This window comes from Pantoea sp. SGAir0418 (assembly GCF_043529865.1).
The window spans coordinates 1,852,276-1,868,549 of the sequence record NZ_CP027911.1 but is presented as its reverse complement, the minus strand read 5'-3'; the positions used below and the strand labels follow the sequence as shown (position 1 = coordinate 1,868,549).

Below are 16,274 nucleotides of genomic sequence, written 5' to 3'. Positions count from 1 at the left end.
GGACAGATGTCGCAATCGCCAATCGAATTCAAGGGCAGCAGTTTTACCCTGTCAGTTGTTCATCTGCACCATTCGCAACCCGAGGTGATTCGTCAGGCGCTGCAGGACAAAATCGACCAGGCCCCGGCTTTTTTGCACAACGCGCCGGTGGTGCTGAACGTGTCAGCCCTGAACGGTGACATCAACTGGAAGCAGATGCAGCAGGCCGTCAGTGCCACCGGCTTACGCATTGTGGGCGTGAGCGGCTGTAAAGATGAAGCCCTGAAAAAGATGATTGCCCGCGCTGGCCTGCCGGTGCTGTCAGAGGGTAAAGAGAACCCCAAACGCGCTGATGCGCCCGCGCCGGAGCCGGAAGCGGTCGCGCCGCCGGTCAGCGAACCGGCCAGCAAAACGCGTATCATCAATACGCCAGTGCGTTCCGGTCAGCAGATTTATGCGCGCAACGCCGATTTGATCGTCACCAGCAGCGTCAGCGCCGGTGCCGAACTGGTGGCTGACGGCAACATTCATATTTACGGCATGATGCGCGGCCGCGCGCTGGCCGGTGCCAGCGGCGATCGCGACTGCCAGATTTTTTGCACCAACCTGTCAGCAGAGTTGGTCTCCATTGCCGGCGAATACTGGATCATGGACCAGATCCCGGCGGAATTCTTTGGTAAAGCCGCGCGCCTGTGCCTTAAAGAGGGCGCGCTCACCATCCAGACACTTAATTAGGCCCCTTTTCTTTCGTTAAGGAAATCAACATTTATGGCACGCATCATTGTAGTTACATCGGGTAAAGGGGGCGTTGGCAAGACCACGTCAAGCGCGGCCATCGCCACAGGGTTAGCGCAGAAAGGCAAAAAAACCGTGGTGATCGATTTCGATATCGGTCTGCGTAACCTCGATCTGATCATGGGCTGTGAACGCCGCGTGGTGTATGACTTTGTCAACGTTATTCAGGGCGATGCGACGCTGAATCAGGCGCTGATTCGCGACAAGCGCACCGAGCAGCTTTACATTCTGCCCGCCTCACAAACCCGTGATAAAGATGCCCTGACCCGCGAAGGCGTGGAAAAAGTGCTGAACGACCTGGCGGCAATGGACTTCGATTTTATCGTCTGCGACTCGCCGGCCGGTATCGAAACCGGTGCGCTGATGGCGCTGTACTTCGCGGATGAAGCGATCATTACCACCAACCCTGAAGTCTCTTCCGTGCGTGACTCAGACCGCATTCTCGGCATCATCTCGTCGAAATCGCGTCGCGCTGAAAACAGCGAAGAGCCGGTAAAAGAGCACCTGTTACTGACCCGCTATAACCCGGGACGCGTAACGCGTGGCGACATGCTGAGCATGGAAGACGTGCTGGAAATCCTGCGCATTCCTCTGGTCGGCGTGATTCCGGAAGATCAGTCGGTGCTGCGCGCGTCTAACCAGGGTGAGCCCGTGATCCTCGATGCAAACTCTGACGCCGGTAAAGCTTACGCTGATACCGTAGATCGCCTGCTTGGCGAAGAACGCCCCTTCCGCTTTATCGAAGAAGAGAAGAAGGGTTTCCTGAAACGCCTGTTCGGGGGATAACCAATGGCATTACTTGATTTCTTTTTATCCCGTAAGAAGAACACAGCCAACATAGCCAAGGAAAGGCTGCAAATTATCGTGGCCGAACGCAGAAGGGGCGACAGTGAGCCCCACTATCTGCCGCAGCTGAAGCGCGATATCCTGGAAGTGATCTGTAAATACGTGAAAATTGACCCGGACATGGTCACGGTGCAGCTGGATCAGAAAGGGGATGACATCTCTATCCTCGAGCTCAACGTGACGCTGCCGGAGACGGAAGACGTTCCTAAATGATTGTAGCGGGTTCCTGATTTTCCCCTGCGTGGTTGCGCAGGGGAAAACGTTCCGCTTACAGCGTGTGTAAAATCTCGTCGATACCGGCTTTCAACACCTCACCCCGCCAGCCTGCCAGCAGTTCCGGCGGACGCGTGGCGCTTTTCAGCCCCCAGTGCACGCTCAGCACCTGGTTAATCTGGCGCCGTGATGCTAACAGCTCCTGACTGTAACCGGTCTGCTCACTCACCTGCTGTACCAGCGCTTTAATCGCTTTAAACGCCTGCTTGTAGTGCGCGTGGTCAATCAGATTAGGCAACGGCGGCGGCAACGCGGCCTCATCCAGCGCCTGCGCCTCTGCCACCATCGCCACCAGCGCCTTACCGTGGAAGCGGATTTCGTGACCGTTCAGGCCGAGATGATCCAGCTCGCCAAGGCTGCCGGGCATAAAGCGCGCCACTTTCCACAGGTTCTCTTCGCGCACCACAAAATTCACCGCCATGTCTTTCTGCCGGGCGAGGTTGAGGCGCCACGCGGCCAGGCGCTGCAGCACCGCCAGCTGGCGCGGACGCAGCTGCCACGCGTTGGTGATATCGCGCCACGCCTCTTCCGGCTGCAGTACGTCAAGACGGCGCTGACACAGCGTAGCGCATTCACTCAGCGCCGCCGCCATGTTGCCTGCCGCTTCGGTTTGCGCCACCAGCTGATGGGCGATCGGCAGCAGATAAGCCACATCGGCTGCAGCGTACTGGCATTGCCGCTCGGTAAGCGGACGCGCCAGCCAGTCGGTGCGCGCTTCGCTCTTATCCAGCTCAATCTGGTTGAAATGATTGACCATCGCGGCAAAGCCCCACGACAGCGGCTGTCCGGCGAAAGCGGCCAGAATCTGCGTATCGATCATCGGCTCCGGCAGGCAGCCGAAACGATGCAGGAAGACTTCGAGGTCTTCCCCGCCGGCGTGCAGGAACTTGGTCAGCTGACGATCCTGCAGCAGCGCAATAAACGGTGCCCAGTCGCTGATGGTTAACGGATCGATCAGAACCAGTTGCTCGCCATCGAAGAGCTGGATCAGGCCAAGCTGCGGATAGTACGTGCGGGTGCGCACGAATTCGGTATCCAGCGCCACGGCGCGATGCTGACGGGCCTGCTGGCATACGGCGGCCAGCTGGTCATTATGGTCGATCAGGGTGTAATTCACGTTGTCTTTCTCGCTGCGGCAAACCTCGCACAGCGCTCCATGTTAAAAGCAATAAAAACGCCGGACGGTGCCGGCGTTAACCTGAGCATTCAGCGGAAGCCAGTACTACGCTTCACGCTTCGCCTCGTCGCGCAATTCGCGACGTAAAATTTTACCGACGTTGGTCTTCGGCAACTCATCACGAAACTCGATAATCTTCGGCACTTTATAGCCGGTGAGCTGACGGCGACAATGATCCAGCACTTCCTCTTTCGTCAGCGACGGATCTTTTTTCACGATGCACACTTTCACCGCTTCGCCGGAGAGATCGCTCGGCACGCCAATGGCCGCCGCTTCGCGCACCTTGGCGTGCTGCATCAGCACATCTTCGATTTCGTTAGGATACACGTTAAAGCCGGACACCAGTATCATGTCTTTTTTACGATCGACGATGCGGATAAACCCTTCAGCGTCCACGGTAACAATATCACCGGTGTGCAGCCAGCCATTTTTCAGCACTTCCTCGCTGGCATCCGGCCGCTGCCAGTAGCCAACCATGACCTGCGGCCCGCGAATGCACAGTTCACCCGGCTCGCCCGGCGGTACGTCGCGGTCTTCATCATCGACAATACGCACGTCGGTGGACGGAACCGGCAAACCGATGCTGCCGGTGTGGCAGGTAATATCATAAGGATTAACCGACACCAGCGGTGAGCATTCGGTGAGTCCGTAGCCCTCCAGCAGATAGTGTCCGGTGAGTTTCTCCCAGCGCTCGGCCACCGCTTTCTGCACCGCCATGCCGCCACCAGCTGACAGACGCAGCGTGGAGAAGTCCAGCTGGTTAAAATTGGCATCGTTCAGCAGGGCGTTGAACAACGTATTAACACCGGTGATGGCGGTAAAGGGAAATTTGCTCAGCTCTTTAACGAAGCCGGGAATATCGCGCGGGTTGGTAATCAGCAGGTTGGTGCCGCCCAGGTCGAGGAACAGCAGACAGTTCACCGTCAGGGCAAAGATGTGATAAAGCGGCAGCGCGGTTACCACCTGCTCCTGACCGGCGCGCAGCAGTTTACCGTAGGTGGCTTTGGTCTGCTCCAGATTAGCCTGCATGTTGCCGTGGGTCAGCATGGCGCCTTTCGCCACGCCGGTAGTGCCACCGGTGTACTGCAGAAATGCCAGATCCTGATTACTGATCACAGGACGATGATAGCTCATCTGCTCGCCCTGCTGCAGCGCATGACGGAACGGTACCGCACCTGGCAGATGGTATTTCGGTACCAGCTTTTTCACGTATTTTACGACGAAATTGACCAGCGTGGCTTTCACCGGCGCCAGCTGATCGCCCATGCGCGTCAGCATCACGTGCTTAACCGGGGTTTCCGCGACCACTTTTTCCAGCGTATGGGCGAAGTTGGAGACAATGACAATTGCACTGGCACCGCTGTCATTAAGCTGGTGCTTCAGCTCGCGCGGCGTGTACAACGGGTTAACATTCACCACCACCATACCGGCACGCAGCACACCAAACAGCGCCACCGGATACTGCAGCAGATTCGGCATCATCAGCGCGACGCGATCGCCCTGCTGCAAGCCTAATCCCTGTTGCAGCCAGGCCGCAAAAGCACGGCTCTGCTGCTCCAGCTGGCGGTAAGTCATTGGCTGGCCCATGTTAATGAAAGCCACCTGATCGGCATAACGTTGCGCTGCGTGTTCGAAAAGATCGACCAAAGAGGGATAACGGTCTGCGTTAATTTCCGCTGGTACATCTGGCGGATAGCGTTTCAGCCAAACCTTGTTCAAAGATTCACCCCGATATTCTTGTTGCGTAGCCATCGCCGCCTCTGCAATCAGTGTTGTTAACAATATTTTAACTGATTGTACCAGTTTGCCTGTTCCGGCATTTTCAGGTTGCGAGGCGCATCACTAAATTTCGCGCATCGGTTGCGCGCCCAATAAAAAGGCCCGTTCGCGAGCACCGCGACCGGGCCGTAAAAAAACCTGTTTAGCGCTATTCGGTAAGAATGGTCTCGACCTGCGCCGGACCGCCGGTGTTCATGCCCCAGTAGGGGTTAGGCCCCCAATAGCCGGGATGGCGACGCGTCGGCCCGTACCAAATCCACGGATCGATCGGCTGCGGCGGCGTCATCACCTGCTGAGTCAGATGCCAGCGCTGATAACCGCGCACATCAATCACCACAAAGTTATAACTGGCTTTGCCAATTTCCCCTTTCTCGGTGCCTTTGATGTTGCCCAGCACCGTGACGTACTGATTATTGACGTCGATCGGATCAACAAAGCCATGAATGTCCGCATAAATGCGGCCAATTGAGGCAGCACCGAGGCGCGGTCGCGCGCTGTCATCCAGCGGCTGAGTGGCAATTTCCAGCCGGGTCAGGCCGTTGAGGTTGGTCACCTTCACGACTTTGCCGCCGAAGCGCGACTCCTGGCCGACATACAGCTGCGGCGCATTCATCACGCGTAATAAATCCTGCTGTGGAAGCTGAGAACTCCCTTTAATGGCATCCGGCACTGACACGCAGCCGCTGAGCAACAGCGCACAGGCTAACAGAGCGCCAGACATCCCTTTACGACTAATTGGCATAGCACTTCTCCTGTTATTTCTCCGTTAGACTGAAGGCGCAAAAATAAGTTGCGTGGGCGCCTAGCGTCCCGGCAACTTTTTCCATGCCACTTCATTGCGCAGATAAACCGGCTCAGCATTTTCCACCGCCACGCTGTCGCCGCGCTGCCAGGCGCTGAGCGCCAGCGGCAGCATATCTTCTGCAGCTGGCAGCGTGACCGTGGTGGTCAGCAGTTGTGCCCCGGTCGTGCCAGCCAGCAGCTGCGGATAAGCCTGCCAGCCGGTGCCGACGGTGGCCCACTCGCCGCTCAGCTGCGCGATGCGCGCCTGTGCCGCTTCCGGCTTGAGTACGGCTTCGCTCTCAGCGCCCTGCCACTCGCCCTGCTCATCACGCTGATACTCTGCCCAGTAGACTTCACCCATGCGCGCATCAATCGCCGCCAGCACGCGCGTTGCCCCGGTCAAACGCCAGGCGCCCTGCGCCATGGTTGCCAGCGAGGATACGCCAATCATCGGCAGATTTGCGCCCAGCGCCAGGCCCTGCGCGATGCCAATGCCGATGCGCACGCCGGTAAAACTGCCAGGCCCGCGGCCAAACGCCAGCGCGTCCAGCGCGCTCAGCGCCAGCGACTGCGCCTGCAGCACTTCCTGCACCAGCGGCAGAATACGTTGAGTATGATCGCGGGGGGCGATTTCGAAGCGGGCATCGATCTGCTGCTGATTCAGCAGCGCGGCAGAACAGGCTTCTGTCGCGGTGTCCAGGGCTAAAATTCGGGCGGACATAACAACCTCAGAGAATCAAAATGGCGCGCATCTTACCACAGCCTGGCACAAATTAGTGCTGCTCTGGCGGACGCACAAAGTCAATCGCACGCTGTAAATCGCGGGTGCGCGGTGTCGGCGGCAGGCTATTAAGGAACAGACCGCCATACGGACGCGACACCAGCCGCTGGTCACAAATCACCAGCACGCCGCGATCGTCGGTATCGCGAATCAGACGGCCCACGCCCTGCTTGAGGGTGATCACCGCGTCCGGCAGTTGCACATCGTTGAACGGATCGCCGCCGCGCAGACGGCAATCCTCCATGCGCGCCTTCAGCAGCGGATCTTCCGGCGAGGTAAACGGCAGCTTGTCGATGATCACCAGCGACAGCGCATCGCCGCGCACGTCAACGCCTTCCCAGAAGCTGCTGGTGGCCACCAGTAGTGCGTTGCCGGCATCAAGAAACTGTTTGAGCAGCTGGCCTTTGCTGGTTTCGCCCTGCAACAGCACCGGTAAGGTCATGGAGGCGCGGAACTCCGCTGCCAGCTCGCGCATCATTTTGTGCGAGGTGCACAGGAAGAAACAGCGCCCTTTGTTGGCTTCAATCAGCGGTTTCATCATGCGTGCCAGCTGACGCGCACCGCCAGGATAGTTGGGTTCCGGCATGTTGCGCGGCACGCACAGCAAGGCCTGCTGCGCATAATCAAACGGACTTTCGAGGATCAGGGTGCGGGCATTATCCACGCCGAGCCGGCTGGCGAAGTGGCTCATCTGTTCGTTGACCGCCAGCGTCGCCGAGGTAAATACCCACGCCGCTTTGCGTCCGTCCATCACTTCGCGGAAGCGCTCCGCGACCGACAGCGGCGTCAGCGCCAGCGTAAAGTGCCGGCTGCTGCATTCGTACCAGTAGCTGAAGCCCGGTTCATCAATCGCGCGTAAACGCTTGAGCCGGGTGCGATACAGCGCGGCACGCTCGAAGGCAGCATCCAGCAGCGCGGAACGGCCCAGCGACAGCTTAATCACGTCGTAACACAGCTCGAGCGCATCATCCAGCAGCGTAAACATGCGCATGATGTTGTTGTCGCTCAGCAGGTCACGCAGATTACCGCGAAAACCGGGCTCGCCCAGCGTCAGGCGGAAATCCTGTGCGCACTGCGCCAGCCGGTCGGCGGATTTCTGCAACTGCTGCACATCGCGCACCTCGGTGCGGTAGGCAAGGATAATATCTTTGGCGAGATCCTGCAGTTGCCGGCTCGACAGCTGCTGGCCAAAATACTGGCTGGCAATATCCGGCAGCTGGTGCGCTTCATCGAAGATCATCACGTCGGCTTCCGGAATCAGCTCGCCAAATCCCCCCTCTTTGACCACCAGATCAGCGAGAAACAGGTGATGGTTCACCACCACCACATCCGCATCCATCGCTTTTTTGCGCGCCTTCACCACGAAGCAATCTTTATACAGCGGGCAATCGCTGCCGAGGCAGTTATCGTTGGTGCTGGTAACGTAAGGCCAGATCGGGCTGTCTTCCGCGACGCCGGCGCAGCTGCTGACGTCGCCATCAACGGTCTCCGATGACCAGCTGCGCACGTTAATCAGATCGCCGAGCGCCTGCACGCTGAGATCGCCGCCGGTCTGATTTTGCTGCTCAAGCCGTTCCAGGCACAGATAGTTGGAGCGCCCTTTTAGCAGCGCAGTTTTGCCGCTGAACGCCAGGGCGCGGGCAATGGTCGGCAGATCGCGGTTGTAGAGCTGATCCTGCAACGCTTTGGAACCGGTCGACACAATGACTTTTTTCTTCGCCCGCAACGCCGGTGCCAGATAAGCATAAGTTTTACCGGTGCCGGTGCCGGCCTCGACCACCAGCTCGCCCGCCTGCTGCACCGCTTCGCTCACTGCCTGCGCCATTTCGCGCTGTGCCGCGCGCGGCTTAAAGCCGGGAATCGCCTGCGCTAACGCGCCATCCGCTGCAAAATCGTCTGCCACACATCCTCACCGATTGCTCTTAAAACTACTGTAATTATGTCAGGATTCACCGCAGGCGACCACAACAGATGACAGCCGGCCATGGGATATGGCAGGCTAACGCAGCAAAAATAAAGGAGAACAGCATGACCATTACGCGTATTGATGCCGAGCATCGCATGTCCGAAGCGGTTGTACATGACCAGACCGTGTATTACACCAGCGTGCCGGAGAATCTGGATGACGATGCGGAAGCGCAGACCGCCAACGCGCTGGCGGTGATTGACCGCATCCTGACGCGCGTGGGTTCGGATAAAAGCAAAATTCTCGACGCCACCATTTTCCTGGTGGACAAAGAGGACTTTGCCGCGATGAACCGCGCCTGGGATGCGTGGGTCTCGCCGGGTAATGCGCCGGTACGCTGCACGGTGCAGGCCGGCCTGATGAATCCGCGCTATAAAGTGGAAATTAAAATCATCGCCGCGCTATAACGCTCGCCGGGCGCTATTCGTCGTCTTCGTCCTCTTCGAAGCGCGCCCGAATCGCTTCGCCCTGATGGTTCTGGCGAATTTCCTGCGCCACCTGCGCAATCGCCTGCCCGCTGGACATGCCGCCGGCCATCAGTTCCTGAATACGTTCCACTGCCTGCTGCTGCTGTTCGTGCGATAAAGCCGGAAGACCTGAAAACATGATGCACTCCTGTAATGGGGGGACGCATTATTCCACGCTGAACAAACAGGTGCCAGCAGCAAAAAAATATGCCAGGCTACGCGCCTGCCTGCTGAACTGATTTAGCCAAACGAACGTGAAAACCCTCTCGCTACAGTATACGCCCGATACGCTTTTACACCGTTTTTCCACGCTGGCGCACCGCCCGTGGGCGATGCTGCTGACCTCAGGTCACGCCGAGCACGCGGATAACCGTTTCGATATTCTCACCGCCGATCCACGGGTAACGCTGACGACGCGCGGTGACAGCACCGCCATCGACGACGGCACCGGCATCAGCCACTCCACCGCCGATCCGCTGCAGCTGGTGCAGCAGCAGCTGGACGCGCTGGGCATCCGGCCGGCGTTTGATGCGAATCTGCCGTTCCAGGGCGGCGCGCTGGGTCTGTTTGGTTATGACCTCGGTCGCCGTTTCGAAACGCTGCCGCAGCGGACGCAGCAGGATTTACACACGCCGGATATGGCGGTCGGCATTTATGACTGGGCGCTGATTGCCGATCATCATCGCCAGACGCTGACGCTGATTGCCCTGCACGACGCGGAGCAGCGCTGGCAGTGGCTACAGGCGCTGGCGGTGCCGCAGCCCAAACCTTTTTCCCTGACCAGCAACTGGCAGGCCAATATGAGCTATGCGCAGTACGCCGCGCGTTTCCAGGCGGTGCAGGCCTACATTCAGGCGGGCGACTGCTACCAGGTTAATCTGGCGCAGCGTTTTCAGGCCAGCTATCGCGGCGATGAGTGGCAGGCGTTTTTACGTCTCAACCGCGCCAACCGCGCGCCGTTCAGCGCCTTCCTTCGTCTGCCGCACAGTGCCGTGCTGAGCTTGTCGCCGGAGCGTTTTCTCTCGCTGCAGCAGCAGCAGATTGAAACCCGGCCGATTAAAGGCACGCTGCCGCGTCTGGCCGATCCGCAGGCCGATCGGTTGCAGGCGGAGAAACTGGCTAGCGCCGAAAAAGATCGGGCGGAAAACCTGATGATTGTGGACCTGCTGCGTAATGATATTGGCCGCGTCGCCGAGCCGGGCAGCGTCAGCGTGCCGGAGCTGTTTGTGGTGGAGCCGTTCCCGGCGGTGCATCACCTGGTGAGCACGGTGCGGGCCAGACTGCCAGACGCGCTCTCCGCTACCGATTTGCTGCGCGCCTGTTTCCCCGGCGGCTCCATTACCGGCGCGCCCAAGATCCGCGCCATGGAGATCATCGAAGAACTCGAACCGCAGCGGCGCAATGCGTGGTGCGGCAGTATCGGCTACATCAGCCTGTGCGGGCGCATGGACAGCAGCATTACCATCCGCACGCTGATTGCCGAAAATCAGCAGCTGTACTGCGCGGCGGGTGGCGGTCTGGTGGCTGACAGCGATGCTGAGGCGGAATATCAGGAGACGCTGCACAAGCTCAACCGTATTCTGCCCTGTCTGCGTGATGAAGCGTGATATGGAGCTGACGCTGGCGCAGTTTCTCAGTCGCTTTGTGCTGCAGCCGCCGCTGGCGACCGCGCACAGCGTGATCAGCGGACGCCGTGCCGCGGTGCTGGTACCGGTGATTGATGGCGACCAGCCCGAACTGCTGCTGACCCGCCGCTCCGCGCTGCTGCGCAAACACGCCGGGCAGGTGGCGTTCCCCGGCGGCATGATGGATGCCACTGACGATTCGCTGATCGCCACCGCGCTGCGTGAAGCACAGGAAGAAGTGGGCATCGCGCCACAGCAGGTGCGGGTAGTCGGCGTGCTACCGCCGGTCACCAGCAGTACCGGTTTCGCCGTCACGCCCGTGGTCGGCATCATTCCGCCGCACCTGCCGCTGCGGCTTAACCCGGATGAAGTTGAAAGCGCCTTTTCCATGCCGCTCGCAGAGGCGCTGCGGCTGGGGCGCTACAGCGGACTAACGCTGCGCCGCGGTCATCGCCAGCACCAGGTGTGGCTGTCGTGGTATGAAGATTATTTTATCTGGGGCATGACCGCCGGTATCCTGCGCGCGCTCGGCCAGCAGATCGCCCTGCCCTGATCCCCCGTCCCGTTTCACCCTGGCCGAAAAATTGATCCCGTTCACATCCGGGGATACGGATAACTATTTCTGTGGTTTATAATTAGTTTATTTCATGCGAAAAGCTGCTCGCTGCCGCCCGCTGGCGATTACTATTAGCCGCATTAACGGCCTGCGCCGTAGAAAAGAAGATTTGTGAGGAGCGTCACCGGTGATAAGTGTTTTTGACATGTTCAAAGTGGGTATCGGCCCGTCCAGTTCGCATACCGTTGGCCCGATGAAAGCGGGCAAACAGTTTGTTGACCTGCTGATCGAACAGGGCAAGCTGCAGGACGTGACGCGCGTGGCGGTGGACGTTTACGGCTCACTGTCGCTCACCGGTAAAGGACACCACACCGACATTGCCATCATTATGGGTCTGGCCGGCTTTGAGCCTGCCAGCGTCGACATCGACAGCATTCCGGCGTTTATCAAAGATGTCGAAACGCGTGAGCGGCTGCTGCTGGCACAGGGCGCGCGCGAGGTCGACTTCCCGCGTGACGGCGGCATGGTATTCCGCAGCGAAAACCTGTCGCTGCATGAAAACGGCATGACTCTGTACGCTTTTGCCGGCGATCGTCTGCTTGAGCGCAAAACCTATTACTCGATTGGCGGTGGCTTTATTGTCGACGAAGCGCACTTTGGTCAGTCCGTGCTGGATGAGGTCGCCGTGCCCTATCCGTTCCATTCAGCCAAAGAGTTGCTCAGTCATTGCCGCGATACCGGCATGTCGCTTTCGGGGCTGGTGATGAAAAACGAGCTGGCGCTGCACAGCCGTGACGAGATTTACGCCTATTTTGGCAACATCTGGCAAACCATGCAGGCGTGTATCGATCGTGGCCTGAATACCGAAGGGGTGCTGCCGGGCCCGCTGCGCGTGCCGCGTCGGGCGGCGTCGCTGCGACGTCTACTGGTCTCCTCAACCAAACATTCTAACGATCCGATGAACGTCATCGACTGGGTCAATATGTTTGCGCTGGCGGTGAATGAAGAGAATGCGGCCGGTGGTCGTGTGGTCACCGCACCGACCAACGGTGCCTGCGGTATCGTGCCGGCGGTGCTGGCGTATTACGATCACTTCATCGAAACGGTCACGCCGGATATCTTTATCCGCTACTTCCTCGCCTCGGGCGCGATTGGCGTACTGTATAAAATGAACGCCTCGATTTCCGGTGCCGAAGTCGGCTGCCAGGGCGAAGTAGGCGTGGCCTGCTCAATGGCCGCCGCCGGCCTTGCTGAACTGCTGGGAGCCAGCCCGGAGCAGGTGTGCGTTGCCGCTGAAATCGGCATGGAACACAACCTCGGACTGACCTGCGATCCGGTCGCCGGTCAGGTACAGGTGCCATGCATTGAGCGTAACGCCATTGCTTCGGTGAAAGCGATCAACGCCGCGCGAATGGCGCTGCGCCGCACCAGCGAGCCGCGCGTATCGCTGGATAAGGTGATCGAAACTATGTACGAGACCGGCAAAGACATGAACGCTAAATATCGTGAGACCTCGCGCGGCGGTCTGGCGATCAAGGTGCAGTGCGACTGACCGGCAACGTCGCGTTTCGCTGCTGACAATTGCAGCGATCGGCCATTATTTCTGCAATGGCCTCTACCTCCGCGTTATCAAACCAGATACATTATTTTTGCGCGCGACCTCTACCGGTCGCGCGATTTTTTAGTGCCGCTTTTTTTCTCCAGCCGCGCTAAATTTGGCCGCCGCCATGCCGATAACCTTCACGTTAATTTGGCCTCATTCTTTGTCTTAGCAAGGTGGTTACTGATGCTCCTTCCCCAGCAATTTGTGGGTCAATTTCGCCGTAAGCGCCTGCTTATTGCGTTGGTGATCGCGTCGCTGGTTCTCATTCTTACGCTGACTTTTCGCTACATCGAAGAGAAGTCACGCATTGAGCAGCAGTCCCTTAACTTTGCCACCCGCGCGATTGAACGCTTTGACCGCATGTTTTCGCCGCTGGACGTCTCCGCCAACAACACGCTGGGGCTGGTGGGCGTGCCCTGCACGCAGGTGCGCTACCCGCTGATTGAGAAGATCGCCGCGCTGCAAACCGTGCGCACCGTGCTGCTGGTGCAGGACGATAACATCTACTGTTCGAGTATTTATGGCCCGCGCCACATCTCGTTCAGCCAGACCTATCCCGAGCTGGCGATCAACAACCAGCGCATGATGCTGTCCACCGACGACTACCTGCTAAAAGGTTCGCCGGTGCTGCTGCTGTGGACGCCAAAGTCGCTGGATAACCAGGACGGCCTGCTGCAGATCATCAACATTGAGCTGATGACCAACTATCTGCTGGAGCCGCAGCTGCCGTGGGTGGAACGCGCGATCTTCAACGTAGGCGGACAGAGCCTCGAGTACGGTAATCCGCTGATCGAGCATACCGTGCCGTCCGATGACGAAGTGGCCTACGATCAGGCCTCGCTGCGTTATCCCTACAGCATTACGCTGTACGGCCCGTCCCCGGCGCGACTGGCGCTCAATACCCTGCCGTCTCAGCTGCCGCTGGCGGTACTGCTGAGCCTGCTGCTGGGCTATATCGTCTGGCTGGCCACCGCCAATCGCATGAGCCTGAGCTGGCAAATCAGCTATGGCATCACTGCTAACGAATTTATGGTCTACTGCCAGCCGCTGATCAATGCCCGCAGCGGCGACTGCGATGGTATCGAGCTGCTGCTGCGCTGGCACAATCCGCGTCAGGGCTGGATTGCCCCGGACGTATTTATTCCGCTGGCCGAACGCCAGAACCTGATTGCACCGCTGACGCGCTTTGTGATTGCCAGAGTCGTCGCGGAGTTGCCTAATCTGCCACAGTACCCGGCATTTCATATCGCGATTAACGTCGCGGCCAGCCACTTCCGCGATCGCCTGATTGTTGAGGATTTACAGCGCTACTGGTGGCCCGCCAATCCCCTGCCGAAACTGGTGGTGGAGCTGACCGAGCGCGATGCGCTGCCGGTCATCGACCAGACGGTCGTGGCGCAGCTGCACGAAATTGGCGTGCGGCTGGCGATTGACGATTTCGGTACCGGCCACAGTTCGCTGGCCTATCTGAAAGACCTGAAGCCGGACGTGCTGAAAATCGATAAAATCTTTACCGCCGCGATTGGTACTGACGCGATCAACGCCACGGTGACGGATATGGTGATTTCACTGGCGCAGCGGCTGAATATCGCGCTGGTCGCGGAGGGAGTGGAAACCGCCGAGCAGGCGCATTATCTGCGCGAGCGCGGCGTGGATCATCTGCAGGGTTACTACTATGCGCGCCCGATGCCGATTGAGGACTTCCCGCAATGGCTGGCGCAGCATCAGGCGCAGCTGGGCGCCTGATGCCGGACGACATCAGGCGTCGCCCTCTTCCTCGTCATGGTGCGGCTTGTCTTTGGTGACGCGCACCAGATCGATACGGTAATCCGTGGCTTCGATAATCTGGAAGTGCAGCGGTGGCAAATCGATAATCTCGCCCGGCAGCGGCAGCTGCCCCTTCTGCTCAATCAACAGGCCGGCCAGCGACGCGTGATCTTCATCCGGATCGACCAGCTCATGGTGGTCGAGCAGCTGCTGCAGCGAGTGCAAATCGGTACCGCCCTTCACCAGCCAGCCGTCGCCATCCGCCACCACATCCGGCGTTTCGTCTTCGTCCGGGAACTCACCGGCAATCGCTTCCAGCACGTCCAGCGGCGTAATCAGGCCCTGCACCACACCAAATTCGTTGGTAACGATGACGAAGCTCCCTTTAGCGCGACGCAATACGCCCAGCAGGTTGATCGGATCCAGCGTTTCCGGCACCACAATCGGCGGCGTGTTGGCCGCGAAGGTCGCGACATCCATACCGTGCTCCAGCGCCACCAGCAGCTCTTTCGCGCGCACCACACCGATGATCTCATCCAGCTCGCCACGACACACCGGGAACAGACTGTGAGGCGTATCCAGCAGCTGAATGCGGATCTCATCCAGCGGACGCGAGACGTCGACCCACGAGATATCGCCGCGCGGCGTCATGATGCTGCGAATCGAACGCTGTGACAGCGTCAGCACGCCGTTAATCATGTAACGCTCTTCGTCTTTAAACGCTTCCTGCGGCATCGCTTCGGTCAGTGACGCTTCTTCAGTATGCGCCGGCTGGTTACGCTGACGCCCGCCCATCAGACGCAGAATCGCTTCGGCGGTACGTTCACGCATCGGGCGGTGCGCCTGATGACGGATAAAGTTCCGGCGCGCAATCTGGTTGAACAGCTCGATCAGAATCGAGAAGCCAATTGCCGCGTACAGATAGCCTTTCGGAATATGGAAACCAAAGCCTTCCGCCACCAGCGACAGACCGATCATCAGCAGGAAGCTCAGACACAGCACCACCACCGTTGGGTGTGCGTTAACGAAGCGGGTCAGCGGTTTTGAGGCCAGCAGCATCACGCCCATGGCAATCACCACCGCCGTCATCATCACCGGCAGATGGTTCACCATACCGACGGCGGTAATCACCGCATCCAGGGAGAACACCGCGTCCAGCACCACAATCTGCGTCACGACCGCCCAGAAGCTGGCATAGGCTTTATTGCCCTGATGCTCCATGCCACGGTTTTCCAGCCGCTCGTGCAGTTCCATGGTGGCCTTAAACAACAGGAACAAACCACCAATCAACAGAATTAAATCTCGTCCGGAAAAGCTGAAATCGCCTACGCTGAATAGGGGTCGCGTTAGCGTCACCATCCAGGAGATCAGCGACAGCAGGCCGAGGCGCATCACCAGCGCCAGCGACAGACCAATCAGGCGCGCTTTATCGCGCTGTTTCGGTGGCAGCTTGTCGGCAAGAATGGCGATAAACACCAGGTTGTCGATGCCGAGCACAATCTCCAGCACGATCAGCGTCAGTAAACCCGCCCAGATTGAGGGGTCGAAGAGAAATTCCATCAATGACTCCTTGCTAAACGTAAGGGCGAACGCGACTGAGCCTGCGCCGGAAGGCGAGACGAGAGGGCGTTAACGGATGAGGCAACACCGGCAGGTGTCAGGGTGCGCGCTGAGCAGCGCGGGGAACAAGTGAAGCGACGTCGGTGACGGTCCATATAGGTGAGCTAAAGCCCGGTACTCCTGAGTAATAAACAGAAAGCTAATGTATCAGTTACATCAACAACGTCAAAAAATTTTCTTACATTTACAAATAACTGCGCCAGCGCAAGAAACTGCCATAAAAATGCCCGTTGCCGCCGGTACGCTCTGAATAGCAG

General features: G+C 58.8%; 15 protein-coding genes. 8 read left to right on the top strand and 7 right to left on the bottom strand.

Going from position 1 to position 16,274, the window contains the following annotated elements; all coding sequences use genetic code 11:
- Positions 1-6: 6 nt before the first annotated feature.
- The 3 genes from minC to minE are packed head-to-tail and all read left to right on the top strand — an operon-like array spanning position 7 to position 1,833.
- Entirely contained in the window at positions 7-714 is a 708-nt protein-coding gene (minC, locus tag C1N84_RS08570) for a septum site-determining protein MinC (RefSeq protein WP_394541830.1), read from the top strand.
- A 33-nt stretch (positions 715-747) separates the two neighbouring features.
- Positions 748-1,560, top strand: a complete 813-nt coding sequence (gene minD, locus C1N84_RS08565; protein ID WP_021510042.1) for a septum site-determining protein MinD — start codon at positions 748-750, stop codon at positions 1,558-1,560.
- A 3-nt stretch (positions 1,561-1,563) separates the two neighbouring features.
- Entirely contained in the window at positions 1,564-1,833 is a 270-nt protein-coding gene (gene minE, locus C1N84_RS08560) for a cell division topological specificity factor MinE (protein ID WP_010616394.1), read from the top strand.
- A gap of 55 nt (positions 1,834-1,888) precedes the next feature.
- Here the strand turns inward: minE and rnd are convergent, their stop codons facing one another.
- The 5 genes from rnd to C1N84_RS08535 all read right to left on the bottom strand — a co-directional run bounded on the left by rnd (position 1,889) and on the right by C1N84_RS08535 (position 8,316).
- Positions 1,889-3,010: a ribonuclease D gene (gene rnd, locus C1N84_RS08555; RefSeq protein WP_059009717.1), complete on the bottom strand. Its 1,122-nt coding sequence runs from the start codon at positions 3,008-3,010 to the stop codon at positions 1,889-1,891.
- A gap of 105 nt (positions 3,011-3,115) precedes the next feature.
- Positions 3,116-4,789: a long-chain-fatty-acid--CoA ligase FadD gene (fadD, locus tag C1N84_RS08550; RefSeq protein ID WP_153001953.1), complete on the bottom strand. Its 1,674-nt coding sequence runs from the start codon at positions 4,787-4,789 to the stop codon at positions 3,116-3,118.
- Between the two features lie 208 nt (positions 4,790-4,997).
- Complete coding sequence (locus tag C1N84_RS08545; protein WP_010616392.1) at positions 4,998-5,591, bottom strand: Slp family lipoprotein; 594 nt, start codon at positions 5,589-5,591, stop codon at positions 4,998-5,000.
- Positions 5,592-5,651: 60 nt separating this feature from the next.
- Positions 5,652-6,353 (bottom strand): tRNA (adenosine(37)-N6)-threonylcarbamoyltransferase complex dimerization subunit type 1 TsaB, encoded by a 702-nt coding sequence (tsaB, locus tag C1N84_RS08540; protein ID WP_264443339.1) that lies wholly within the window; start codon positions 6,351-6,353, stop codon positions 5,652-5,654.
- 52 nt (positions 6,354-6,405) lie between these two features.
- Positions 6,406-8,316 (bottom strand): ATP-dependent DNA helicase, encoded by a 1,911-nt coding sequence (locus C1N84_RS08535; RefSeq protein ID WP_058771245.1) that lies wholly within the window; start codon positions 8,314-8,316, stop codon positions 6,406-6,408.
- A gap of 125 nt (positions 8,317-8,441) precedes the next feature.
- Between C1N84_RS08535 and C1N84_RS08530 the strand changes: the two genes are divergently transcribed.
- The gene (locus C1N84_RS08530) at positions 8,442-8,786 is read left to right on the top strand and encodes a RidA family protein (protein ID WP_058757734.1); all 345 of its coding nucleotides are present in this window, start codon (positions 8,442-8,444) and stop codon (positions 8,784-8,786) included.
- Positions 8,787-8,799: 13 nt separating this feature from the next.
- On the opposite strand, the gene C1N84_RS08525 is transcribed toward C1N84_RS08530, so the two are convergent.
- Entirely contained in the window at positions 8,800-8,985 is a 186-nt protein-coding gene (locus C1N84_RS08525) for a YoaH family protein (RefSeq protein WP_021510035.1), read from the bottom strand.
- A 115-nt stretch (positions 8,986-9,100) separates the two neighbouring features.
- On the opposite strand from C1N84_RS08525, the gene pabB reads away from it, so the two are divergent.
- The 4 genes from pabB to C1N84_RS08505 all read left to right on the top strand — a co-directional run bounded on the left by pabB (position 9,101) and on the right by C1N84_RS08505 (position 14,376).
- The gene (gene pabB, locus C1N84_RS08520; RefSeq protein ID WP_215480364.1) at positions 9,101-10,453 is read left to right on the top strand and encodes an aminodeoxychorismate synthase component 1; all 1,353 of its coding nucleotides are present in this window, start codon (positions 9,101-9,103) and stop codon (positions 10,451-10,453) included.
- A gap of 1 nt (position 10,454) precedes the next feature.
- On the top strand, positions 10,455-11,024 hold the full coding sequence (locus C1N84_RS08515; protein ID WP_021510033.1) for a CoA pyrophosphatase: 570 nt from the start codon (positions 10,455-10,457) through the stop codon (positions 11,022-11,024).
- Between the two features lie 190 nt (positions 11,025-11,214).
- Positions 11,215-12,579 carry an L-serine ammonia-lyase gene (locus C1N84_RS08510; protein ID WP_058774595.1) on the top strand — a complete coding sequence of 455 codons (1,365 nt, stop codon included), beginning with the start codon at positions 11,215-11,217 and terminating at the stop codon, positions 12,577-12,579.
- A 234-nt stretch (positions 12,580-12,813) separates the two neighbouring features.
- Positions 12,814-14,376: an EAL domain-containing protein gene (locus C1N84_RS08505; protein WP_215480365.1), complete on the top strand. Its 1,563-nt coding sequence runs from the start codon at positions 12,814-12,816 to the stop codon at positions 14,374-14,376.
- A 12-nt stretch (positions 14,377-14,388) separates the two neighbouring features.
- Here C1N84_RS08505 and C1N84_RS08500 read toward each other — a convergent pair whose 3' ends face one another.
- Positions 14,389-15,957 (bottom strand): TerC family protein, encoded by a 1,569-nt coding sequence (locus C1N84_RS08500; protein ID WP_021510030.1) that lies wholly within the window; start codon positions 15,955-15,957, stop codon positions 14,389-14,391.
- Positions 15,958-16,274: the final 317 nt, after the last annotated feature.